This window comes from Burkholderia sp. L-4 (assembly GCF_056856535.1).
The window spans coordinates 149,659-172,149 of sequence record NZ_JBXEOX010000003.1; the positions used below are offsets into that span (position 1 = coordinate 149,659).

The 22,491-nt window shown below is 67.5% G+C and carries 22 protein-coding genes; 10 read left to right on the plus strand and 12 right to left on the minus strand.

Translation table 11 applies throughout. The features are described from left to right. Window positions 1-102 precede the first annotated feature (102 nt). The 4 genes from AC1VVG_RS31200 (at window position 103) to ampC (ending at window position 3,820) form a co-directional block, all read left to right on the plus strand. Window positions 103-570, plus strand: a complete 468-nt coding sequence (locus AC1VVG_RS31200) for a hypothetical protein (RefSeq protein ID WP_482837384.1) — start codon at window positions 103-105, stop codon at window positions 568-570. A 70-nt stretch (window positions 571-640) separates the two neighbouring features. Beyond that, on the plus strand, window positions 641-1,453 hold the full coding sequence (locus tag AC1VVG_RS31205) for an alpha/beta fold hydrolase (RefSeq protein WP_059562392.1): 813 nt from the start codon (window positions 641-643) through the stop codon (window positions 1,451-1,453). A 106-nt stretch (window positions 1,454-1,559) separates the two neighbouring features. Beyond that, on the plus strand, window positions 1,560-2,432 hold the full coding sequence (locus tag AC1VVG_RS31210) for an alpha/beta hydrolase family protein (protein ID WP_226229217.1): 873 nt from the start codon (window positions 1,560-1,562) through the stop codon (window positions 2,430-2,432). Between the two features lie 230 nt (window positions 2,433-2,662). Beyond that, complete coding sequence (gene ampC / locus AC1VVG_RS31215) at window positions 2,663-3,820, plus strand: class C beta-lactamase (RefSeq protein WP_049031938.1); 1,158 nt, start codon at window positions 2,663-2,665, stop codon at window positions 3,818-3,820. Between the two features lie 62 nt (window positions 3,821-3,882). Here the strand turns inward: ampC and AC1VVG_RS31220 are convergent, their stop codons facing one another. Beyond that, the gene (locus tag AC1VVG_RS31220) at window positions 3,883-4,254 is read right to left on the minus strand and encodes a cupin domain-containing protein (protein WP_082744791.1); all 372 of its coding nucleotides are present in this window, start codon (window positions 4,252-4,254) and stop codon (window positions 3,883-3,885) included. Window positions 4,255-4,331: 77 nt separating this feature from the next. After that, window positions 4,332-5,450 carry a polyamine ABC transporter substrate-binding protein gene (locus tag AC1VVG_RS31225; protein WP_059562400.1) on the minus strand — a complete coding sequence of 373 codons (1,119 nt, stop codon included), beginning with the start codon at window positions 5,448-5,450 and terminating at the stop codon, window positions 4,332-4,334. A gap of 271 nt (window positions 5,451-5,721) precedes the next feature. On the opposite strand from AC1VVG_RS31225, the gene AC1VVG_RS31230 reads away from it, so the two are divergent. Both AC1VVG_RS31230 and AC1VVG_RS31235 read left to right on the plus strand, forming a co-directional pair. After that, a complete protein-coding gene (locus AC1VVG_RS31230) occupies window positions 5,722-6,576 on the plus strand; it encodes a helix-turn-helix transcriptional regulator (protein ID WP_482837385.1) in 855 nt (284 codons plus the stop codon). Between the two features lie 48 nt (window positions 6,577-6,624). After that, a complete protein-coding gene (locus tag AC1VVG_RS31235; RefSeq protein WP_482837638.1) occupies window positions 6,625-7,281 on the plus strand; it encodes an ankyrin repeat domain-containing protein in 657 nt (218 codons plus the stop codon). Between the two features lie 144 nt (window positions 7,282-7,425). On the opposite strand, the gene AC1VVG_RS31240 is transcribed toward AC1VVG_RS31235, so the two are convergent. Then, entirely contained in the window at window positions 7,426-7,749 is a 324-nt protein-coding gene (locus AC1VVG_RS31240; RefSeq protein WP_482837386.1) for a DUF4148 domain-containing protein, read from the minus strand. Window positions 7,750-8,068: 319 nt separating this feature from the next. On the opposite strand from AC1VVG_RS31240, the gene AC1VVG_RS31245 reads away from it, so the two are divergent. Beyond that, window positions 8,069-9,088, plus strand: a complete 1,020-nt coding sequence (locus AC1VVG_RS31245) for an aldo/keto reductase (RefSeq protein ID WP_482837387.1) — start codon at window positions 8,069-8,071, stop codon at window positions 9,086-9,088. A gap of 17 nt (window positions 9,089-9,105) precedes the next feature. Beyond that, the gene (locus tag AC1VVG_RS31250) at window positions 9,106-9,522 is read left to right on the plus strand and encodes an SRPBCC family protein (protein ID WP_059562677.1); all 417 of its coding nucleotides are present in this window, start codon (window positions 9,106-9,108) and stop codon (window positions 9,520-9,522) included. 99 nt (window positions 9,523-9,621) lie between these two features. Here AC1VVG_RS31250 and AC1VVG_RS31255 read toward each other — a convergent pair whose 3' ends face one another. The 5 genes from AC1VVG_RS31255 to AC1VVG_RS31275 all read right to left on the minus strand — a co-directional run bounded on the left by AC1VVG_RS31255 (window position 9,622) and on the right by AC1VVG_RS31275 (window position 14,374). Continuing rightward, a complete protein-coding gene (locus tag AC1VVG_RS31255) occupies window positions 9,622-10,533 on the minus strand; it encodes a LysR family transcriptional regulator (protein ID WP_482837388.1) in 912 nt (303 codons plus the stop codon). A 168-nt stretch (window positions 10,534-10,701) separates the two neighbouring features. Further along, window positions 10,702-11,484 carry an ABC transporter substrate-binding protein gene (locus AC1VVG_RS31260; RefSeq protein WP_034191906.1) on the minus strand — a complete coding sequence of 261 codons (783 nt, stop codon included), beginning with the start codon at window positions 11,482-11,484 and terminating at the stop codon, window positions 10,702-10,704. A 40-nt stretch (window positions 11,485-11,524) separates the two neighbouring features. Next, complete coding sequence (locus AC1VVG_RS31265) at window positions 11,525-12,961, minus strand: FAD/NAD(P)-dependent oxidoreductase (protein WP_367190498.1); 1,437 nt, start codon at window positions 12,959-12,961, stop codon at window positions 11,525-11,527. Next, on the minus strand, window positions 12,958-13,257 hold the full coding sequence (locus AC1VVG_RS31270) for a (2Fe-2S)-binding protein (RefSeq protein WP_034191904.1): 300 nt from the start codon (window positions 13,255-13,257) through the stop codon (window positions 12,958-12,960). Before AC1VVG_RS31270 ends, AC1VVG_RS31265 begins: the two co-directional genes overlap by 4 nt. Further along, window positions 13,250-14,374, minus strand: coding sequence for an NAD(P)/FAD-dependent oxidoreductase (locus tag AC1VVG_RS31275; RefSeq protein ID WP_124670042.1), 1,125 nt, complete (start codon window positions 14,372-14,374; stop codon window positions 13,250-13,252). The genes AC1VVG_RS31270 and AC1VVG_RS31275 overlap by 8 nt, the downstream gene beginning before the upstream one ends. A 149-nt stretch (window positions 14,375-14,523) precedes the next feature. Between AC1VVG_RS31275 and AC1VVG_RS31280 the strand changes: the two genes are divergently transcribed. Then, window positions 14,524-15,438: a LysR substrate-binding domain-containing protein gene (locus tag AC1VVG_RS31280; RefSeq protein ID WP_059562424.1), complete on the plus strand. Its 915-nt coding sequence runs from the start codon at window positions 14,524-14,526 to the stop codon at window positions 15,436-15,438. A 49-nt stretch (window positions 15,439-15,487) separates the two neighbouring features. Here AC1VVG_RS31280 and shc read toward each other — a convergent pair whose 3' ends face one another. Next, window positions 15,488-17,527 (minus strand): squalene--hopene cyclase, encoded by a 2,040-nt coding sequence (shc, locus tag AC1VVG_RS31285; protein ID WP_059562426.1) that lies wholly within the window; start codon window positions 17,525-17,527, stop codon window positions 15,488-15,490. 53 nt (window positions 17,528-17,580) lie between these two features. Between shc and AC1VVG_RS31290 the strand changes: the two genes are divergently transcribed. Then, window positions 17,581-18,270, plus strand: a complete 690-nt coding sequence (locus AC1VVG_RS31290; RefSeq protein WP_059562429.1) for a TetR/AcrR family transcriptional regulator — start codon at window positions 17,581-17,583, stop codon at window positions 18,268-18,270. Between the two features lie 173 nt (window positions 18,271-18,443). On the opposite strand, the gene tcuC is transcribed toward AC1VVG_RS31290, so the two are convergent. Genes tcuC through tcuA form a run of 3 tightly spaced genes read right to left on the minus strand, consistent with a single transcriptional unit; the run spans window position 18,444 to window position 22,432 of the window. Next, window positions 18,444-19,763, minus strand: a complete 1,320-nt coding sequence (gene tcuC, locus AC1VVG_RS31295) for a tricarballylate/proton symporter TcuC (RefSeq protein WP_482837389.1) — start codon at window positions 19,761-19,763, stop codon at window positions 18,444-18,446. Window positions 19,764-19,821: 58 nt separating this feature from the next. Continuing rightward, the gene (gene tcuB / locus AC1VVG_RS31300; protein ID WP_124608756.1) at window positions 19,822-21,036 is read right to left on the minus strand and encodes a tricarballylate utilization 4Fe-4S protein TcuB; all 1,215 of its coding nucleotides are present in this window, start codon (window positions 21,034-21,036) and stop codon (window positions 19,822-19,824) included. Then, a complete protein-coding gene (tcuA, locus tag AC1VVG_RS31305; RefSeq protein ID WP_059562434.1) occupies window positions 21,023-22,432 on the minus strand; it encodes an FAD-dependent tricarballylate dehydrogenase TcuA in 1,410 nt (469 codons plus the stop codon). Before tcuA ends, tcuB begins: the two co-directional genes overlap by 14 nt. Between the last annotated feature and the right edge of the window lie 59 nt (window positions 22,433-22,491).

Genomic DNA, 22,491 nt, shown 5'->3' on the forward strand with positions numbered 1-22,491 from the left:
TCCGACCCCGATACTCAAGTTTCGTGTGACGAATGCCGTAAACGAGTTGGAAGGCATTTCCCGCCCCGTCACGATTCGTTTACCGACACAGGGACCGACACGATGCAGATCGATTTCTCCACGACCGCGCGCGCCTCGCTGACGGACAGCGGCGTGAGCGCGAACCCATCGGCCGCCGCGGCCGCGACCTCGTCCGCCGACGGCACGACGGCTGCCCCGGGCAGCACCGGCACGACGGGGACGAGCAGTACCACCGGCGCGAAGGCGGCCGGCGATACCGGCGAAACGCTCGGCGCATCGGGTGCGTCGTCGGCGGAGGACCCGGCCGTCACGCAGTTGAAGGCATTGATCGAGCGGCTGCAGAAGCAGCTCGCGACGCTGGAACGGCAGATGGCGGACGCGGCCCGGCGCGCGAAGGACGATCCGTCCGCCGTCATCGAGCAGCAGACGCTGGGCGCGCAAGCCAGCTCGATCTCGGCGGCGCTGTCGACGGCGATCTCGCAGCTCGCGGCGGCGCTCCAGAAGTCGGGCAACGCGTCGTCGGGCGGCCTGGTGTCGACCCAAGCCTGACGGCTTCGGCCCGCGCGGCCCGCACGCATTACAATCGCAAGCGCGTCTCCCTCGAAAGGACGGCAAAACGATGCATGCGGAACCCGACGACGACGAACTCGTCCGCTTCGACGCCCACGGCGGCACGCCGCTGCCGGCGGCCGAGGTCGAAGGCTGGCTGGAACACGACGGCGCGCGCATCTGGCACGCGTCGTTCGGCCATGGGCCGCCGGTCGTGCTGCTGCACGGCGGCCTCGGTCACGGCGGCAACTGGGGCAACCAGGTGCCGGCGCTGCTCGCGGCCGGCTACCGCGCGATCCTGATCGACAGCCGCGGCCACGGCCGCAGCACGCGCGACGCGCAACCCTATTCCTACGAACGCATGGCGTCGGACGTGCTGGCGGTGCTCGACGCGCTGCATGTCGACCGCGCGCGCTTCGTCGGCTGGAGCGACGGTGCGTGCGTCGCGCTCGTGCTGGCGGCCCGTGCACCGGCCCGCGCGGCCGGCGTGTTCTTCTTCGCGTGCAACATGGACCCGAGCGGCACGAAGGAGGTGGTGCCGGGCCCGCTGATCGACCGCTGTTTCGCGCGGCACCGCAAGGACTACGCGCAACTGTCCGCGACACCCGATCAGTTCGACGCATTCGTCGCGGCCGTCAGTGAAATGATGCGCACGCAACCGAATTACACGGCGGGGGATCTCGCGGCGATTGCCGTGCCGGTCGCGATCGTGCAGGGCGAGCACGACGAATTCATCCGCCCCGAGCATGCCGCGTATCTGGCGGACACGATTCCGGGCGCGACGCTGACGATCCTGCCCGGCGTCAGCCATTTCGCGCCGCTGCAGCGCCCCGCGCGATTCAACGCGGCGATGCTGGCGTTTCTCGACCGGCTGCCGCGGTGATCGTACGCGCCCGCCGGGCCGCGTGCGTCGTCCGGCCGATGCGGATTCTTCTCGCCGGCCGTCGTACTCCGTCGTTCCAGAAAAACAATCGTTCGGGACTCAGATCATGCGCGTCATCCTGATTTGCCTAGCATTCCTGATTGGCGATGCCCACGCCGGGCCGTTTGCATCCGACCTGCACGAATCGGTGGATACGGTCGACGTCAAGGTGAAGGATTTTTACGGCAAGGAAGATACCGGCACGGTCGCGATCACGCGGTTCATGCCGAGCGGGAGCGGCCCATTCCCGATCCTGCTTCTCAATCACGGGCGCAATGCGCAGGATCGTGTCTCACCGGCGCGATTTCGTTATACGCAACAGGCCAGGTTCTTCGTCAGCAAAGGATTTGCCGTATTCGAACCGACGCGGATCGGATACGGGCGATTCGGCACGCAGTTCGATCCGGAATACAGCGGCGCATGTCGCCACAAGGATTATCACCCGCTGGTCGACGCGGCACGCGCCGAGGAGCGCGCGGTACTGGACTACGCGAAACACCAACCGAACGTCGACCCGAATCGCATCGTCATCGTCGGTCAATCGGTAGGTGGCCTCATCACGACGGCGATGGCGGCGGACAATCCGGACGGCGTGGTCGCGGCGATCAATTTCGCCGGCGGCGCCGGCGGCGATCCCGTTCAGCACCCCGGGGCACCGTGTCAGGGCGAACTGATGGAAGCGATGTTTTCAAGCTTCGGGACCACGGCGCGTGTCCCGATGCTGTGGATCTATACGGAGAACGACCGGTACTTCGATCCGACCTACAGCGGCGCGTGGTACAAGGCCTTCGTCCGTGCGGGCGGCGACGCGGATTATCGGCTGCTGCCGCCGTTTTCCGACAACGGACACCTGCTGTTCTCGCGTGGCATCGACCTCTGGCAACCCGTCGTGTCCGAATTTCTCGAGCATCACGGCTTTCCTTCCGCACACCAGCCTTGACCCGCATCGCGGTCGAGCCTCGATCGCGGCAGGCGCGGCGGCACCCGTGACGATGCGTGATGCCGCGGGTCTCATAAGAATTTCTTTAGGCTCGCGCAACATATCGTCGATTGTTGGCGGCCGGCCGGCGGCGGATAGTCCTGCATCGACAGGCCGGCCAGAACGATCGCCGTGCGGCGCGTAGCGGCCTGTTGCTCATGCAACCATCCGATACCAAAGGAACCGCAACGATGCGATTCACCATGACCCGCTTCGCCGCGACGCTGCTCGTCGCCGCCTGCACCACCACCGCGGCCGCCGCCGTGCAGGACGACATCCGCGACACCGTGACCCGCCACGTCGCCCCGCTGATGAAGCAGTACGCGATTCCCGGCATGGCGATCGGCATCGTCGCCGACGGCAAGCCTTACGTGTTCGACTACGGCGTGATGTCGAAGCAGACCGGCAAGCCCGTCACCGGCGGCACGCTGTTCGAGATCGGCTCGGTCAGCAAGACGCTGACCGCGACGCTCGCATCGGACGCGCAGGAGGACGGCGAGCTGTCGCTCGCGGACCCGGTCGCCAAGTATCTGCCCGAACTGCAGGGCAAGCCGTTCGGCGTCGTCACGCTGCTCCAGCTCGGCACGCACACGCCCGGCGGGACGCCGCTGCAGGTGCCCGACAGCATTCGCGACGACGCCGGCCTGATCCGCTATCTCGACGCGTGGCGGCCCGAGTATGCGCCGGGCACGCACCGCAAGTATTCGAACGTCGCGATCGGCATGCTCGGGTGGCTCACCGCGAAGGCCATGCACAAGGACTTCGCGGCGCTGATGGAGCAGCGGCTCTTTCCCGCGCTCGGCATGACGCACACGTACATCAACGTGCCCGACGCACGCATGGCCGATTACGCGCAGGGCTATACGAAGGACGGCAGGCCGGTCCGGATGACGCAAGGCATGCTGTGGCAGCCGGCCTACGGCGTGCGGACCACGGCGGCGGACCTGTTGCGCTTCGTGCAGGCGAACATGGGGATGATCCAGACGGCGCCGCGCCTGCAGCGCGCGATCGACCGCACGCACGCCGGTTATTTCCGCGCGGGGCCGCTGACGCAGGACCTGATCTGGGAACAGTATCCGTACCCGGTCGCGCTGCCGACGCTGCTCGAAGGCAACGCACCGAAGATGCTGTACGACGCGGTACCGGCCAGCGCGATCAAGCCGCCGCTGGCGCCGAACCCCGATACGTGGATCAACAAGACCGGCTCGACCGGCGGCTTCAGCACGTATGTCGCATTCGTGCCGTCGAAGCGGATCGCGATCGTGATGCTCGCGAACGGCAGCGTGCCCATCGAGGACCGCGTGAAGGCCGCGTACGGGATTCTCGGGTCCCTTGGCGCCGGGCGGTAACGCTGCCGCGAGCGGCGGCGACAGGGGGGCGCGATGGCGCGGGCGAGCCGTGTCGCCGTTGCTTACCCGGCCGGTTGCTCGTCGTAGGCGACGAAGATCTTCCGCGTGCGTTCGACGACTTCCCAGGTGCCGCGAAAGCCGGGGGGAATCACGAAGCGGTGGCCCGCGCGCACGGTCTTCCGGTTGCCCTCGGTGTCGGTGATCACGGACGTGCCCTCCAGGATCTCGCAGTACTCCGCTTCCGTATAGGCGACATGCCAGCATCCGGGCGTGCTTTCCCAGATGCCGGTCGAGAACCGCCCGCACGGACTCGCGAAGCCCGGCGTGAGCGTCTGCAGCGGATCGCCGGAGATCAGCTTCTCGGGCGACACGCGGTACTGCGTGGGCGCGCCGCTCGGGCGGAGCGCGTCGGTAATCAATGAAACGTCGATCATGATGGTCAGGTTGCGTCGAATTGAAATGAACGCGCCGTCGGCGCGTTCGCATGATTTCATACTTGCGGGCGGTTGCGTCAGTTGCCGGTTTTCAGTTGCTGCCACAGGCGGTTCTCGAGGCGCGCGATGTCGGCCGAACGCGGCTTCGAGAGCGTCATCCTGTCGAGCACGTCGGCGGACAGGTACACGTTCGGGTCGTGCGCGACGGCCGGCGTCACGTACTGACGGGCCGCCCGGTTGGCGCTCGGGTAGTAGATCTCGTTGGTGATGTCCGCGTTGACCTTCGGGTCCTGGATGTAGTTGATCCATTGCAGCGCGGCCTCCGGATGCGGCGCATCCTTCGGAATCGCCATCACGTCGAACCACAGGATGCCGCCTTCCTTCGGGTTCGCGTAGCGGATCTCGTAGCCGCGTTTCGCCGCGGCCGCTTCGCGGCGCGCGACGCTGACGTCGCCCGACCAGCCGAGCACGACGCAGACGTCGTTGTTCGCGAGGTCGTTGTTGTAGCCCGACGAGTTGAACTGCGTGATGTAGGGGCGCACCTTCTTCAGCATGTCGAACGCCGCGTGATAGTCGGCCGGGTTCTTGCTGTTCGGGTCCTTGCCGAGATACTGGAGCGCGGCCGCAAACACGTCGTCCGGCGCATCGAGGAACGACACGCCGCAGCTTTTCAGCTTCGACACGTTGGCCGGATCGAACACCAGCGCCCAGCTGTCGAGCGGCGCACCGTCGCCGAGTGCCTTCCTGACCGCCTGCACGTTGTAGCCGACGCCGTCGGTGCCGTAGGCCCACGGCACGCCGTACTGGTTGCCCGGGTCCGATTCGGCGATCTTCTTCATCAGCGCGGGATCGAGGTTCGCGAGATTCGGCAGCTTCGTCTTGTCGAGCTTCTGGTACACGCCGGCCTGGATCTGCTTGGCCATGTAGTTCGACGTCGGCACGACGATGTCGTAGCCCGAACTGCCGGCCAGCAGCTTCGACTGCAGCGTGTCGTCGCTGTCGTAGACGTCGTAGCGCACGTGCACGCCCGTTTGTTTCTGGAAGTCCGGGATCGTCGTCTTCGCAATGTACTCGGACCAGTTGTAGACGTTCAGTTCGGCGTCGGCCGCGCGGGCCGGCGACACCGACAGCGGCGCAAAGCACGCAACGGTCGCGATTGCAACGGGGAAGGCGAGACGAAAAACGCGGACGATCATGGTCACTCCCTTTCGGAACGAGGGCGGCGCACTGCGTGGCGCATGCGCGCCGCGGGACGGTCGGCGAGGCGCGCGCCGGTTCGCTTCGAACCGCGAACGCGCCGACGGGCCTCGCCGGATATCGGAGATGACTGTAGGGGGCGGCCGGCCGGATGTCTGTCCATGAAATCCGTACAGCCGGGCGGCCGCGTGCACCGGAACCCGGCGCGAGGGAATTGGCAACGCACTTTTGGCGTGGTAACGGTGGTCGTCTCCTTCTCCCGTGCATCGTATGACCGACCATGACACCGCCGCGGCGACCGATATCCAGTTGAACCAGCTCGTGTTCCTGTCCGACGCGCTGTCGGCCGTGGCCGGCGCGATCGGATCGCCGGATTTCGTCGCGGTCGTGTTCGATAACCTCACGCGCATCGTCGATTGCGATTCCATTCATCTGGATTACGAGGACGAGTCGCTGCTCGAGCGGCGCGTCGGCTGGATCGGCAGCTACGGCACGTATCCGGACCAGATCGAGCGCACGATGACGCGCTATTACCGCGATTTCGCGCGGATCGACACGACCTTCGACTGCATCCGCGGCGAGCGCGATACGCAGTTGCTGCAGTTGTCGACGCTGCGGCTGAACCCGGAGATCCGGCGCGCGTTTTACGATACCGAGGACATTCACGACGAATGCGTGGTCACGTATCGCGTGGACGAGCTGACCTACGCGCTGTCGATATGCCGCGCGCGCCGGCTGCCGCCGTTTTCGCTGAAGGAGCTGAGCATCGTCCGGCATGTCGCGCTGATCGTGTTGCCGCTGGCGGTCGCGCATCGACGCATCGTCGGCGACCGGCCGGCCGATGCAGGCGCGGCGCGTGCGCGCGAGGGCGTCGTCACGCAGCGACTGCACGACGTGTTCGAGAAGCTGACGTCGCGCGAGTCGGAAGTGTGTGCCCGCCTCATTCGCGGCCGGAAGACGCAGGACATCGCGCACGAACTCGGCATTCGTCCGTCGTCGATCGACACCTACGCGCGGCGCGCGTTCGCGAAGCTCGGCATCGAATCGCGGCGCCAGCTGCTGAACCTGCTGGTCGATCACGATGCGCTCGACGCGTCGTCGGCGGCGCGCAGGAGCGACGTGTGACGGCGCCGCCGTGACGCACCCGCGATACGCAAGGAGCGCCCGTTGAGCATGGTCTGGGATGGAATCACGGGCGCCGATGTGCTCGGTGACGCGCAGGTCGAAAGCCGGCACGCATTGGCCGACGCGGCGCGCAGCGGCGAATGGGCGACGGTGCTCGACTTCGTGGCACGCCAGCCCGACCTCGTCAATGCGACGCGGCTCGGCGGCACGTCGTTTTACACGCCGCTGCATCAGGCCGCTTTCGGCGGCGCGCCGCGAACGGTCGTTGCCGAGCTGCTGCGCCTCGGTGCATCGCGCATGCTGCGCGATGCACGACGCGAGCGTGCGGTCGACATCGCCACGCGGTTCGGGCATCGGCACCTGGTCGAGTTGCTGACGCCGCAGCCGCAGCGCTTCGTGCCCGACGATACGCTGCGCGCCATCCAGCGCCGTTTCCACGAGATGATTCTCGGCCGCATCGCTCACCTGCGCGTCGACGCACTGCGCCTGCCCGAACTCGAACCGCTGCTCGAACTCGACGCGCAGGCCGGAAGCACGTGGTTCGCCGTGCCGGGCATGTACGGCGGCTTCGGTTATGCGTTGCGCACGGACGGCGAGACGACCGTGCTCGTGTCGGAGAGCTGGAGCCGCGTGGTCGGCGGGTCGGGCCAGCGACACGAGATCACCGCGCATGGCTGCACGCTGGTCGAAGAAGGGTTCGTCTGACGCGGCCGATCGTCCCGTCGCGTTCGAAACCCGAATGACGGGCGGCCCGAATGCCTGTTCGGGCGATTCGGGCCGGCAATGCGCAGGGGAGGGGCGAACCGTTGCGCGTGTCGGGAGGCGTGCTCTCCTGCGCGCCGCCGCGGCTCAATGTCCGCGATAGATCGAGTGGCGGCTGTCGATCGTCGTCGCGCGGCCGGATTCGCCGGTGGTGCGGGCTTCGCTGCCGTAGCCCGCTTGGTCGGCTTCCGGTGCGACGGTATTTTCACGCACGCGCTTTTCGGCGGCGAGGATCGCGACCGGATACCGGTTGTGGTCCAGCGCCGGGGTGTAGCCGACGGCCGCGAGGCGGGCCATTTCGGTCTTCACGTCGGCGCGGGTCAGCGGGCGGTCGGCCTGTTGCGCGAACGACAGCACGGGTGCGGAAAGGATCAGTGCGGCAAGCGTGGAGGAAATCAGCGTTTTCATCATGGGTCCCTGTCAGGTTGGGTGAACCGCAACCACGTCGATGTCGTTGCGAGTGCAGCCAATATAGGTATCGCCACGCCCGGGAAAAACGGCCTCCGGCCCAATTGATTTTTGATCTGGAATCACGAATCGGGAGCGAATTCGGTCGACGGCCTTGCCGGTCAGGCGTTTCGCCGGAACGGGGGCGGGGAGGGACATCGGTACGCGCATCAAACAGGTCGATCAGACCTCGTGGGACTCAAGTGTGTCAAATTCCGTCTTGGACAGACTTAACCGGCGTCCCTAGACTGAACTCGCTTTCCCATACTCCCTGGAGAAAATCATGAGTCTCGAAGACAAGCTGCCCGGCAACAAGATCCTTGGTTTCGGTACTGCCCCGCTCGGCAACATGTTCCGCAACATTCCCGACGCGGAAGCCGCGGCCACCGTCGAAGCGGCATGGCAACACGGCATCCGATATTTCGATTCGGCACCGTTCTACGGCGCCGGTCTCGCGGAAATCCGCCTCGGCGACGCGCTGGCGAACCATGCGCGTGACGAATACGTACTGAGCACGAAGGTCGGCCGCGTGATCCTCGATGAAATCGAAGACGTGTCGGCGCGCGATCTCGGCGAAAAGGGCGGCCTGTTCGAACACGGCCGGCCGAACCGCATCGTCAACGACTACACGGCCGACGCGACGCTGCGTTCGATCGAGGACAGCCTGAAGCGCCTGCGTACCGACCGCCTCGACATCGTCTGGGTGCACGACATCGCCCAGGACTTCCACGGCGATGAATGGCTCGCGCAATTCGAGGTCGCGCGCAAGGGCGCATTCCGCGTGCTGAGCAAGCTGCGCGAAGAAGGCGTGATCGACGCATGGGGCCTCGGCGTGAACCGCGTCGAACCGATCGAGCTGGTGCTCGACCTCGCCGAACCGCAACCGGACGGCATGCTGCTGGCCGGCCGCTACACGCTGCTCGATCACGAACGTGCGCTGCAACGCGTGATGCCGGCGGCTGTCGCGCAGAACGTCGGGATCGTCGTCGGCGGCCCGTACAGCTCGGGCGTGCTCGCAGGCGGCACGCACTTCGAATACCAGAAGGCTTCGCCGGCAATCCTCGCGAAGGTCGAGCGGATCAAGGCGATCGCCGCGCGCCACGACGTGCCGATCAAGGCCGCCGCGCTGCAGTTCTCGATGTCGCATCCGGCCACCGTCGCGGTGATCCCGGGCGCGAGCCGTCCGGAGCGGATCGCGGAAGACCAGGCTGCGCTGAACGTGGCGATTCCGGCCGATTTCTGGCGTGACATGCGTGAACAAGGCCTGATCGCGGCCAATGCGCCGCTACCGACCGGTCGTTGATCCTGACGGGTGATGACGTGGCACAGGCAAATGCAAGCATCGAACTCCCGGCTTCGGCCGGAACCGTCTGGCAACTGATCGGCGGCTTCGGGTCGCTGCCCGACTGGCTGTCGTACATTCCTGCCAGCGAGCTGGGCGAAGGCGGGCGCGTGAGGCGTCTCGCGAACCCGGGCGGCGAGACGATCGTCGAGCGGCTGGTCGCGTTCGACGAAGCGGCACGCAGCTACACGTACGCGATCCTCGAAGCGCCGTTCCCGGTCGTGAACTATCGCGCCACACTGCGCGTGCGCGAAAACGGATCGAACGCGTCGACCGTCGAGTGGTCGGGCACGTTTACGCCACGCGGCGCGACCGACGACGAGACCATCCGGCTGTTTCGCGGGATCTACGAAGACGGCCTCGCGGAACTGGCGAAGCGGTTCGCGGCGGACTGACGGCAGTGCGTCGCATCGTGTGTGAAGGCGGGGGCGCGTCCATGCCGTTCGGTATGCGAAGCAGGTGCGCGCCCGCCACCTGCGCGCGGGGTGCCGGTCTTATTTCTCAACCGCCGCGACGACGTCCTCGCCGGTCAGGATCTCGCGGAAGATGCCGACCAGCGGCCGCAGGTTGACCTTGTGCCACGCGGCCCACAGCGGCGTGCGGTAGCTGAACCACGGCAGCTCGCGCAACACGACGCCTTCCGGTACCTGGTGTCGCAGGCTCTGCTGGATCATCGTCACGCCGAGCCCGGCGGCAACCAGGCCGAGCGCCGCGAGCGGCTCGGTCGCTTCCACCGAAATGTCCGGCGAGAAGCCGGCCTTTGCACAGGCCGCGACGAACGCGCCGTGACGCGGCGCGCTTTCCTGCTGCGTCACGCCGATCCACGCCTGGGCGGCGAGATCGCCGGCGACGAGCGCCTTCTTCTTCACGAGTGGGTGCCCGTCGGGCATCGCGAGCAGCATCGGATCGTTCAGCACCATCGCCGAATCGAGTTCGGGATCGTCGGGCGCGGGCGGCTCGGTGACGAGCGCGATGTCGAGGCTGCGCTCGCGCAAGCCTTCGAGCTGCGCGGCGGACTGATAGTTGTACAAGGCGATATGAACGGCGGGACGATCGGCGCGCAGCGTCTTCAGCGCGCGCGGCAGCACGCCCGAGTGCGTGGCCGTTTCGAGGTAACCGATGCACAGGCCGCCTTCGTCGCCGCGGCCGAGCCGGCGCGCGAGCGATTCGAGCCGGTTCGCATGGCGCAGGAACGCATGCGTTTCGCTGAGGAACGTGCGCCCGTCGCGCGTCAGACGAATGCGCTGCTGGCTGCGTTCGAACAGCGTCAGGCCGAGCTTTTCCTCGAGCTGCGCGATCTGGCGGCTGAGCGGCGATTGCGAAATGTGCAGGCGCTCGGCCGCGCGGCCGACGTGTTCTTCTTCCGCGACCGCGATGAAATACTGAAGCTGGCGGATGTCGAGCATATAAGACCTTCGGGGACTCAAGTTTTTGTAATTATGTCCCTGGTGGACTTATTCGTGCAACCTGGCCAGATGCAATTTCCTTCAAACCCGGGGAGGCGTGCGAGCCTCGACGACATGCCGCCGATCGCGCGTCAGGCGTCGCATGCGCGGCGCCGCCGGCGCGCCTCGTCAATTTCCGTACAGGTCGAAATCGAAATACTTCGACTGGATCGTGTTGTAGGTGCCGTCGCTGCGGATCTGCGCGATCGCGCGATTGAGTGCGTCGCGCAGGTCGCCGTCGGCCTTGCGCACGCCGGCCGCGTCGCCGTTGCCCATGATCTTCGGGTCGTACACGACGCCGCCGGCGAACGAGAAGCCCTTGCCGCGCGGCGTCGACAGGAACCCGAGCTGGCCTTGCACGGCATCCATCAGCACGCCGTCGACGCGCCCGGTGACGAGGTCCGCATACGCCTGGTCGTAGCTCGGATACGGGACGACCTCGACCTTCGCGGCCGCCCACTTCTCTCGCGCATAGGTTTCCTGGATCGTGCCCTGTTCGACCGCGACGCGCTTGCCGGCGAGCTTCGCCGCGTCCGGCAACAGCCCCGAGCCGGTGCGCGCGATCAGCCGCGTCTGGTTGCGGTACAGGCGGTCGGTGAAGTCGATCTGCTGGCGCCGCTGTTCGGTCGCGGCCATCGACGACAGGATCACGTCGAACTTGCGCGCCTGCAGCCCCGGAATCAGCCCGTCGAAACTGCTCGACACCCACACGCATTTCGCCTTCAGCTTCGCGCACAGCGCGTTGCCGAGATCGATGTCGAAGCCTTGCACGCTGCCGTCGGTCGCGGTCGATTCGAACGGCGGGTAGGTCGGGTCGACACCGATGCGGATGGTCGTCCATTCCTTCGCCGACGCCAGCGACGCGAAGGCCATCGCGGCGGCGGAAAGGAGAATCGTGAGGCGCGTCTTCATGGTCAGGCTCCGTTCGTGTGAGGAAGAGTAGGCATGCGCATCAGCTCGGGAAATCGCCGCGCTGGAAATCGTTCGACAGTTCGAGGGCGTCGGCCATCTCGCCGACGGTGACGGGCTTGATCGGTGCGCGGATCCGGTAGTAACCGACGTCGCCGACGCTGCGCCGCTGCACCTCGGCGATCAGCTCGCCGACCGTCGTGCCGCACCAGCGGCCCTGGCATGGGCCCATGCCGCAGCGCGTGAATGCCTTCATCTGGTTCGGTCCCTGGCAACCAAGCGCGGCGAGCTGGCGGATCTCGCCGGCCGTGATCTCCTCGCAGCGGCACACGATCGTGTCGTCGTCGGGGCGGCGCAGCGCGGCGGGCGGCGTGTACAGCGCATCGAGCAGCGGGCGCACCGCGAGATGACGATGCAGCGCACGCAGTACCGGGCGCTCGCGTGCGGCCTGCCGCTGCGCGTCGAGCGTGCCGAGTTCCGCGGCGATGTCGAGCGCCGCCACTTCGCCGGCGAGTGCCGCCGCTCGCGCGCCGCCGATGCCCGCGCCGTCGCCCGCGATCCAGACGTGCGGCACGCTGCTGCGGCCGCGCGCGTCGCATTGCGGCCGCCAGCATGCCGACCGTTCGTCCCATTCGTGTGCGCACCCGAGCGCGCGCGCGAGCTGCGTCGACGGAACGACGCCCTGATGCAGCAGCACGAGCGACGTGTCGAGCATGTGCACGACGCCTCGAGCATCGCGAAAGCGAATGCGTTCGGCGCGCTCGTCGCCGTCGATGCCGATATCGGTCGCACCGCGATAGACGGGAATCCCTGCGTGGCGTACCGCGCGCAGCATGCGCCAGCCCTTGAGCAGATAGTCGGCGCCGCGCAGCGCCGGCAGCGCATGCGGGAGCGCACGACGCCAGGCGTCGCGCGGTGTCGTGTCGATCAGCGCACGCACGCGCCGCCCCGCATTCAGCAATTGCGCGGCGAACAGCCACAGCAGCGGGCCGCTGCCCGCGAGCACGGCGTCGGCCGACGGCGCGAGGCCCGACGATTTCAGCAGCGTCTGCGCGGCGCCGACGCCCATCACGCCGGGCAGCGTCCAGCCGCGCACCGGCCACGGGCGCTCCTGCGCGCCGGTCGCGATCAGCACGGCGCGCGCGCCGACTTCGAGCGTGCCGCCGGACGGGCCGCCTTGCGTGAGCATCGCGACGGGTTCAGGTTCGAACGCGACCTGCCAGACGACGCTGCGCGGCAGGTAATGCGCGCCGCTCGCGAGCAGGTCGTCGACGAGCGGCCGGCCGGCCGTGTAGTCGGTGCCGAGCCATTGCGCGAGCGGCGCCGGCGCATCGGCCACGTTGCGGTAGATCTGGCCGCCGGGCGCGCGGCCTTCGTCCGCGACGACGACCGACAGTCCGGCCGAGCGCGCGGCGGCAGCCGCCGCCATCCCGGCCGGCCCGGCGCCGACGATCAGCAGGTCGCACTGGCGGCGCGTCATGCGAGCCTCGCCTTGCCGTGCATCGCGCGCACCTGCATGCCGTCGGACACGGGTGTCATGCAGCCTTGCACGTTGGGTACGCCATCGACTTCGACGAGACAGTCGAAGCACACGCCCATCATGCAGAACGGGCCGCGCGGCGCGCCGCTCACGGCGCTCGCGCGGCACGCGGCCGGACCGGTGGCGAGCAGCGCGGCCGCGACGCTGTAGTGCGCAGGCACCTCGTGCGGCGTGCCGTCGATATGGATGCGCACGCGTTCGACCGTCGCGGCGGCGGGAATGAGGGATTCAAACATGCCGGACTTCCGTGGGCGCGGCGAAGCGCGCGGTGGTAAAGGCGGACAGGTCGGCCGGCGCGGCGCCGCCCGCGATCCACGGCGCGACGAGATCGGCGTGGGCCGCCGCGAGCGTTACGCCGCTGTGGCAGATCGCGATGAACGCGCCGGGATGCGTGGCCGACGCCTCGTAGACGGGCAGCCCGTCGGGCGTCATGATGCGCAGCGCGCCCCACGCGCGCACGATGCGCGCATGCACGAGCGCCGGGAACGCGGTGCGCGCGCGGCGTGCGATGTCGACCATCGCGGGGCGCGTCTGGCCGTCGTCGAAGCCGACGTCTTCGGCCGAGTCACCGAGCAGCACCGTGCCTTCCGGCGTTTGACGGACGACGAGCGTCGGGTAGTCGAGAAACGGGGCGAGGCGCTCGGTGACCATGATCTGGCCGCGCAACGGCGCGATCGGCGCGAGCAGGTCGACCATCGGCGCGAGCCGTGCATTGTCGAGGCCGGCCGCGAGCACCACGCGCCCGGCGTCGAGCCGCGCGTCGCGCGTGTCGATCTCGAAACGCCCGGCGCGCGGGCGGATCTCGGTGACTTCGCTGCGCGGCAGATAGACGCCGCCGCACTGCTGGAATGCCTGCAGCATCGCGCGCAGCGTGTAGAGCGGATTCGCGTGGCCGTCGTTCGGCGACCACAGCGCGCCGGCCAGCGCTCGCGATGCCGATGGGATGCGCCGGCGCAGCGCCGCCGGATCGAGCACTTCGTACGACAGCGCCGCTTCCTGCCGGTGCAGCGATTCGAGCAGAGTCGTTGCGCTGTCGAGCTCGGCGCGATGCTCGAACAGCTCGATGCCGCCAGGGCGTTCGAAACCGCAGTTCACGCCCGTTGCGCGCTGCAACTGCGCGGCGAACGCGTGCCAGCGCTCGGACGATTCGCGCGACCAGCGCGCATACGGCAGGCAACGGCCGCCTTTGCCCTGTACCCACACGAGCCCGAAATTGCCGCGCGACGCGCGAAACGCGATGTCGTCGCCGTCGCAGACCGCGACGCGCTTGCCGAGACGCGCGACGCCCCACGCGATGGCCATGCCGACGAGGCCGCCGCCGGCCACCACGACGTCGAAGCGGCGCACGGTCATGCGCGGCTCCGGTGTCGTGGGCAAGACGGTTCCGTGTTATATCCCATGACGGTGCGGCTCCCTACGTTCAATACGTTGTGGAACCGATGTTCGGGCAGGCAAAATGCACTGTCCAATACAGCTTGATCAATGCTCCATAATCCAGTGTTATGACCATGCCATCGCTGAGAATCCGTCAGATCGAAGCGTTCCGTGCGGTGATGCAGCGCCATACCGTCACGCGCGCCGCACGCGATCTCCATATCTCGCAGCCGGCCGTGAGCCGGCTGATCGCCGATCTCGAGGACCGGATCGGCTTCGTGTTGTTCGAGCGGCAGCAGGGGCGGTTCACGCCGACCGCGCAGGCGCGCGTGCTGTACGAGGAGGTCGAGCGCGCGTTCGTCGGGCTCGATCGCGTCGCGCAGGCCGCCGAACAGATCCGCGCGATGCGGCGCGGCACGCTGCGCGTGGCGGGCTCGCCGGCCGTCGCGCTCGACCTGCTGCCGGCGCTCGTCACGCGTTTCTCGCATGCGCATCCGGGCGTCGACATCACGCTGCTCGCGCACAGCGCATCCACCGTCGTCGACAAGGTCGCGTCAGGGCAGTGCGATGTCGGGCTGATCGCCGAACCCGTCCCGCATCCGGCCGTGCGCGGCGAGCGGCTCGCGGAAAGCGCGATGTGCTGCATCGTGCCGCGCGGGCACCGGCTCGCGCGCAAGCGCATCGTGCAGCCGGCCGACCTGCGCGACGAATCGTTCATCTCGTTTCCGCCGAGCTTCGAGGCGCGCAGCGCGATCGACCGCGTGTTCGTCGAGGCCGGCGTGCCGCGCGTGCTGTCGATCGAGGCGCAACTGTCGCAGACGATCGTCGCGTTCGTCGCGAACGGCGCGGGCGTCGCGCTGATCGATCCGGTGACGGCCGCGTACGCGGGCCGGCGCGTGGCGGTCAAGCCGTTCGAGCCGGCCGTGCCCGATCACTTCTATCTGGTGACGTCTGCGTCGCAGCCGCTGTCGATGGTCGGCGACGCGTTCTGCGCGGATCTGCGCGACGCGTTCGTCAGGATGCGGGAGCAGGGCGGAGGATGATCCGTCACGACCGCGCCGGGTACCCCGGGGCACCGCGGCGCGTGATCGTTCAAGCGATTGCCGTGTCGGTGGCTTCCGCCGCGGCGCGAGCCGGGGCGGCGGCGCCCGCCAGCCGCCGGTAACGCGCGAGGGCCCACAGCGGGAAGTACGCGGTATAGCCGTGATACTTCAGGTAGAAGATGCGCGGGAAACCCGGCGCATTGTGCGAGCGGTGCCACCAGAAGCCGTCGTCCTGTTGCACCGACAGCAGGTACGCGATGCCGCGTTTCACCGAATCGGATTCGTGGTCGCCGAACGCCATCTGCGCGAGCAGCGCCCACGCGGTGAAGTTCGACGTGCTTTCGCCGCCGTTCGTGCCGCCCAGCTTCGGGTCGAGATAGCTGTCGTTGGTCTCGCCCCAGCCGCCGTCCGCATGCTGCCGGGCGCGCAGCCAGTCGATCGCGCGTGCGATATACGGCTGCGACTTGTCCTCGCCGGCGAGCGCGAGGCCGGCCAGCACGCTCCACGTGCCGTAGATGTAGTTCGTGCCCCAGCGGCCCCACCAGCTGCCGTCGGGTTGCTGCGTGCGCTTCACGTAGTCGATGCAGCGCGCGCGCGACGCGCGTTCTTCCGGGCGGTTCGTCACGCCGAAGCACAGCAGCACGCGGCCCGACACGTCCTCGGTCGGCGGATCGAGCAGCGCGCCGTGATCGGCGAACGGGATCGCGTTCAGGTACATGCGGTCGCAGTCGGCGTCGAATGCCGCGAAGCCGCCGTTGCGCGATTGCAGCCCGCGCATCCAGTCGAGCGCACGTGCGACGCGCGGCGCGTGCGGGTTCGTGCCGTCCGCGTTGCGGTGCGTGCGGCCGCGGCGATCGAGCATCGCGGTGACGACCGCCGTGTCGTCGATGTCGGGGTAGTACGGGTTCGCGTACTGGAATGCCCAGCCGCCCGGTTCGACATCGGCCGGCGCGTTCTCGATCCAGTCGCCGCGCAGGTCGTCGACCTGACGCTCGGCCAGCCAGTCGTACGCGCGTGCGATGCGTGCGTCGAGTTCGCGCAGCGCGCCCGACGCCGTCTCGCCGGCGTCCGGCACGGCGACGCCGCGTGCCTGTTCGAGCGCCATCGTGCTCCACGCGGTGTCCCACACCGGCGACAGGCACGGCTGGCAATACATGCTGCCGTCCGGCCGCGTGACCAGCAGCTTTTCCAGCGCGTGTTCGCAATCGCGCCGCAGCGGATGGTCGTCCGGGTAGCCGAGCACCTGCATCATCTGGTAGCTGTACACGATCGGCGGGAAGATGCCGCCGAGCCCGTCCTCGCCGTTCATCCGTTCCGCGCACCAGGCTTCCGCGTGCCGGATCGCGCGCTGCCGCAGGCGCTTCGGCATCAGCGGCTCGACATGGCGGACCGTGCGGTCGAGCGCGAGGAATACCTTGCGCATGCCGCTCGCGGGCGGGAAGTACCGGCGCTCCTCGTCCGGCGGCGTGACGAACAGCTCGCGGATCGAGATGTTGCGCGGATTGCGCGCGCGGGCCTTCAGCGAGCACAGCACGAGCAGCGGCACCATCGTCGTGCGCGCCCAGTACGCGACCTTGTACATCGAGATCGGCACCCACTTCGGGAACAGCACGAATTCGATCGGCATGAACGGCGCCGCGCGCCACGGCACCTGGCCGAACGTCGCGAGCAGGATGCGCGTGAACACGTTCGCGCGCGCCGCGCCGCCGAGCGTCAGGATCGCCTCGCGCGCACGGATCATGTGCGGTGCGTGTTCGCTGTCGCCGGCCGCCTTCAGCGCGAAATACGCCTTCACGCTGCACGACACGTCCGGCGCGCCGTCGACGTACAACGCCCAGGCGCCATGCGTGTCGAGCCGCTGGTTCGCGCGCAGGTAACGCGCCATCCTCTCCTGGCGGTCGTCGTCGATCTTGTCCATGAAATGCATCATCAGGATGTATTCCGCGGTGATCGTCGCGTCGGATTCGAGTTCGAAACACCAGCTGCCGTCGGGCTGCTGAAGGCGCGCGAGCGCATCGCGTCCACGGGCGATCGCGGTGTCGAGCGCGGACCAGGAAGAGGGGGCGGTTTTGTTCATGCGGCGGATCATACCATCCAGCCGGAATGTTTATATCGAGACACCCGGGTGCTACCATCCGCACCATGAAAAAACGTCTCGAACCCGCGCCGCACGATGTGTCCGCGCCCGTCGAACCGGCTGGAACGGCCGGTGCGCGGGCGTCTGAAGGATCGTCAGCGCCCGCCGCCGTCGCCGCCGGCGTGCGGCGAAAAAAAGCGCCGGATCAGGTGCGCGCGCAATTGCTGGCGGCCGCATCGGAAATCGCGACACATCACGGCGTGGCCGCGTTGACGCTCGATGCGGTGGCCGAGCGTGCCGGCGTGACGAAAGGCGCGTTGCAATATCACTTCGCGAACAAGCAGGGGCTGCTCGATGCGTTGTTCGGCCAGGCGACCGCGCGGTTCGGCGCGCAGATGGACGCGCGCATGGCGGCGGATCCGAGCGGCGACGGCGCGGCGGCGCGCGCTTATCTGCATGCGGTGCTCGATGCGGCCAATCCGGCCGCGAGTACCGACGTGCTGCGCGTGCTGGTCGCGTCGATGATTACCGAGCAGGACACGCGCGAACGATGGTCGGTGCCGATGCGCGAATGGACGCGGCCCGATCCGGTGCCGCTCGAGCAGGCTGCGACGCTGATGATCTGCCGGCTCGCGGCCGACGGGCTGTGGATTTCGGAATTGCTGGACAGTGTCGAGGTATCGGCCGAACTGCGCGCGGAGATCGTGCGCCAGCTCGATGCGATGAGCAGGGGCGTGTTTCCCAACGGCGGTTGAAGCAACCTGTATCACACCGGCTTGCCCGCGCCCGGACATGCCGCTCCAACGGCAAGCGGGCGCGGCCTGCGTTGCCGCGCAAGCGGGCGCGCGTCGCCCGTTCTTGCCGCCGCTGGAAAAACGAAAGCCCGGCGCGAAGCCGGGGTGACCGGCACGCGCCGATGCAATCGCTGTCAGGCCGACGATGCCGCCGACGCGTTGCCGTCCGCGCGGCGACGGTACAGCCCGAGCGTCGCGCACAAGCCGCAGAGCGCGGCGAAGCTCAGCCAGTAGCCGGGTGCGGCCTTGTCGTGCAGGACCTGAATCAGATACGTCGATACCGCCGGCGTAAAGCCGCCGAACAGCGCCGTCGCGAGACTGAACGCCAGCGAGAAACCCGCGACGCGCACTTCGACCGGCATCACTTCGGTGAGCGCGGCGACCATCGCGCCGTTATACATGCCGAAGAAGAACGAGAACCACAGCAGCACGATCAGCATGCGCGCAAAGCTCGGCGCATCGGCAAGCCAGGACAACGCCGGATAAGCCGTGAGGATCGCCAGCACGGAAATGGCGAGCAGCACCGGCTTGCGGCCGATGCGGTCGGAGATCGTGCCGCCGATCGGAAGCCAGATGAAATTCGATGCAGCCACGAGCAGCGTCACCATCAAGCTGTCGGAGGTGGACAGCTTCAGTACCGACTTGCCGAAGGTCGGCGTATAGACCGTGATGAGATAGAAGGTGGTGGTGGTCATGGCGGTCAGCAGCATGCCGCCGATCACGGTGCGCCAGTTGGCGAGCAGCATCGCGAAAATGTCGCGTGCCTGCGGATGATGCCGCCGCGCTTCGAATGCCGCGGTCTCCTGCAGCGAGCGGCGCAACACGAACAGGAACGGCACGATCGCGCAACCGATAAAGAACGGCACGCGCCAGCCCCATGCGGCGATCTGCTGTGCGGACAACCACGCGTTCAGGCTGTAACCGATGGCCGCCGCCACGACGATGGCCACCTGCTGGCTCGCCGACTGCCAGCTCGTGTAGAACCCTTTGTTGCCGGGCGTCGCCATTTCCGCGAGATAGACGGATACGCCGCCGAGTTCGGCGCCTGCCGAAAAGCCCTGCAACAGACGCCCGAGCAGCACGAGCGCCGGCGCGAGCAGGCCGATGGTCGCGTACCCGGGCACGCAGGCGATCAGAATGGTGCCGCTCGCCATGATCGACAGCGTAACGATCAGCCCGGTGCGCCGTCCGACCTTGTCGATGTAAGTGCCGAGAAAGATCGCACCGAGCGGACGCATCAGAAAGCCCGCGCCGAACACCGCGAAGGTGAGCATCAGCGACGCGAACTCGCTGGTGGACGGGAAGAAGATCTTCGAGATCGACGTCGCGTAGAAGCCGAACAGAAAGAAATCGAACTGTTCGATGAAATTGCCGCTCGTCACACGCAACACGGCGGCGGCCCTTGTCGTGGGCGAAACGCCGGGTGTCGCGGCGATCGGTTCGGTACGGTTCATTGCGTCTCCTGCTTCTTGTCTGTAGTGATGGGCGTCCAACGTGCGCCCGGGTGACTGGCTAATCCGAACCGAGGCTCAGTGTGCTGCGTTGACGCTTCTCGATCGACGATTTGAGCAGCGCCGCCGAGCGGAAGATGCCGTGCGCGAACTTGCCGTAAGGCAGCGTGGCGAACAGCGCCATCACGATGCCGAGATGAATCGCGAGCAGCGACGGCATCGCCGAGGTCGTGCGGAGTGCGAGCAGCGCGAGACCGGACGTGCTCGTCAGAAGCAGGAGCGCGATGAAGCCGCGGTCCATCGGACGCTGACGAGCGTCGCCGCGCGCCGGAGCGCGTTTCAGGTTCAGCCACAGCAGTCCCGCCGGTCCGGCGATCAGTCCGATGCCGCCCGCGGTTCCCAGCAGCACCGGCACGCTCAGAAACGGATACGGCGCTTCCAGCCCGAAGGCGTAGTGATAGAGCGTCGCGACGGCGGTCGCCGCGAAGCACAGCATGAAGCCGTAGAACGTCAGGTGATGGAACCGGCGCCGCGCCAGCGTGAACGTATCGTTCTCCTCGTTGCAGCCGTCGCCATGGCCGCCGTCCAGGTACTTGAGCGTCAGCGCGTTCCGGGCCGCTTCCGCGACGGCCGGCGCGCTCGCGCTCGCCGTTCCTGCCGACACGTCGCGCCAGAAGCGCGTGACGCCGATACCGAGCGCGAGCATGGCGAACAGGAAAACGATGCCGAACATCGCCGCGAGCAGGTTGTGCGGGAAGATCGCGTAGAAGTTCGCGGGCGCGACATCGCCGGGCAAGCCGCCGTGCAATGCCGTACCGAGCAGCAGAAACAGCGCGAGTCCGGCCGCCAGCGCGACCGACAGGGTCAGGCCGTTGCGCTTGTACAGCGCGCCGAACGACGCGGGAAACGCGTATTCGGTGTAGGTTTCGAGCCGGACTTCGGCCATCGCTTTCGGCACGTTCACGCCGAACTCGTGCGGCGGCGCATATTGGCACGCGTGATAGCACGCACCGCAGTTGTGGCAGAGATTCGCCAGATAGTTGACGTCCGCCTTGCCGAATTCCAGGCGGCGCGTCATGGCCGGGAACACGGCACAGAAGCCCTCGCAGTAGCGGCAGGCGTTGCAGATCTGCATCTGCCGGGCGACTTCGGTTTCGCCGGCGCTCATCGGCACAATGGGAATCACGCGCGCCGTGCTGTCGCGTGGCGTTTTTTTCGTCTCGACCGAAAAGGCCGTGCGCGTGTGTTCGGGCGCGAGCGGGTCAGACTGCTGCACGGGTTGCCTCCGTTGTTTTGAGTGCGGCGCGCGCGGCCTGCGTCCCGGCAATGCGCCCGAAGGCCGTGCCGATCGACATGCCGACGCCCGCTGTATAGCCCTTGCCGAGCACGTTGCCGGCCATCATTTCGCCGGCCACGAACAGGTTCTCGCTGGCGGTGCCGCCGAAGTGAACCTGCGCGTGGTCGTTGGTCTTCAGTCCGAGGTACGTGAACGTGATGCCCGGCCGCAGCGCATAACCGTAGAACGGCGGCGTCTCGATGCGGCGCGCCCAATGCGTCTTGGGCGGCGCGAGCCCTTCGGTGTGGCAGTCGTCGAGTGCGGTGTGATCGAAGGTGCCGTCGCGGCACGCATCGTTATAGCGCGTGAGCGTTTCCATGAAGCGTGCTTCCGGCAGCCCGAGCTTGCGCGCGAGTTCCGGCAGCGTGTCGGCCTTTTCGCCCGGAAACACCGGCGGCATGAAGCGGCCGATGGCTTTCGAATCGATGATCGAATAGCCGATCTGCCCCGGCTGATGCGCAACGAGCCGTCCCCAGATTGCATAGCGCTTCGGCCAGAAATCCTCGCCTTCGTCGTAGAAGCGCTGGGCGTCGCGATTCACCACGACGCCCAGCGACACGCAGTCGATGCGCGTACAGATGCCGCCGTCATACAGCGGAGCGCGTGCATCGATCGCGACGCAATGCGACTGCGACGGGTCGCCGATCATGTCGGCACCGGCGTCGGCCATATGCTTGATGAGCACGCCCTGGTTGAAGCGCGTGCCGCGAATCAGGAAGTTGTCGGCGGGCCATTCGCCGCGCGCGTTTTGCCCCCACGCTTCGCGCAGCCATTCGCGATTGGATTCGAAACCGCCGGCCGCCAGCACGCAGGCGCGTGCCTCGAAGCGCTGGCTGCCGCTGCGCGCCGCGATGAAGCGGCTGCCGTCGAGTTCGAGCGAATCGACGGGCGTTTCATAGCGGATATCGACGCCGAGCGCTTCGGCGCTGCGGTAATACGCGTTGACGAGCGCCTTGCCGCCACCCATGAAGAACGCATTGGTGCGGGCCACGTGCAGCGCACCGGACAGCGGCGGCTGGAACCGTACGCCGTGCTTCCGCATCCACGGCCGGCACGACGACGACGCGCGGATCGTCAGCCGCGCGAGATGCTCGTTCGTGATGCCGCCCGTGACTTTCAACAGGTCCTGCCAGAATTCCTCTTCCGGATAGGCATCGACGAGAACGTCCTGGGGGGCATCGTGCATGCAGCGCAGATTGCGCGTGTGTTGCGAGTTGCCGCCGCGCCATGCGCGCGGCGCGGATTCGAGAAGCAGGACCGAGGCGCCCGCTTCGCGCGCCATCAATGCGGCACACAGCGCGGCATTGCCTCCTCCGATTACGAGCACATCGACCATCAGACTTGCCTCCTTTTGGGCAAATCGTAAAGGCCTCGTGCACGCGCCGCTACCAGCCA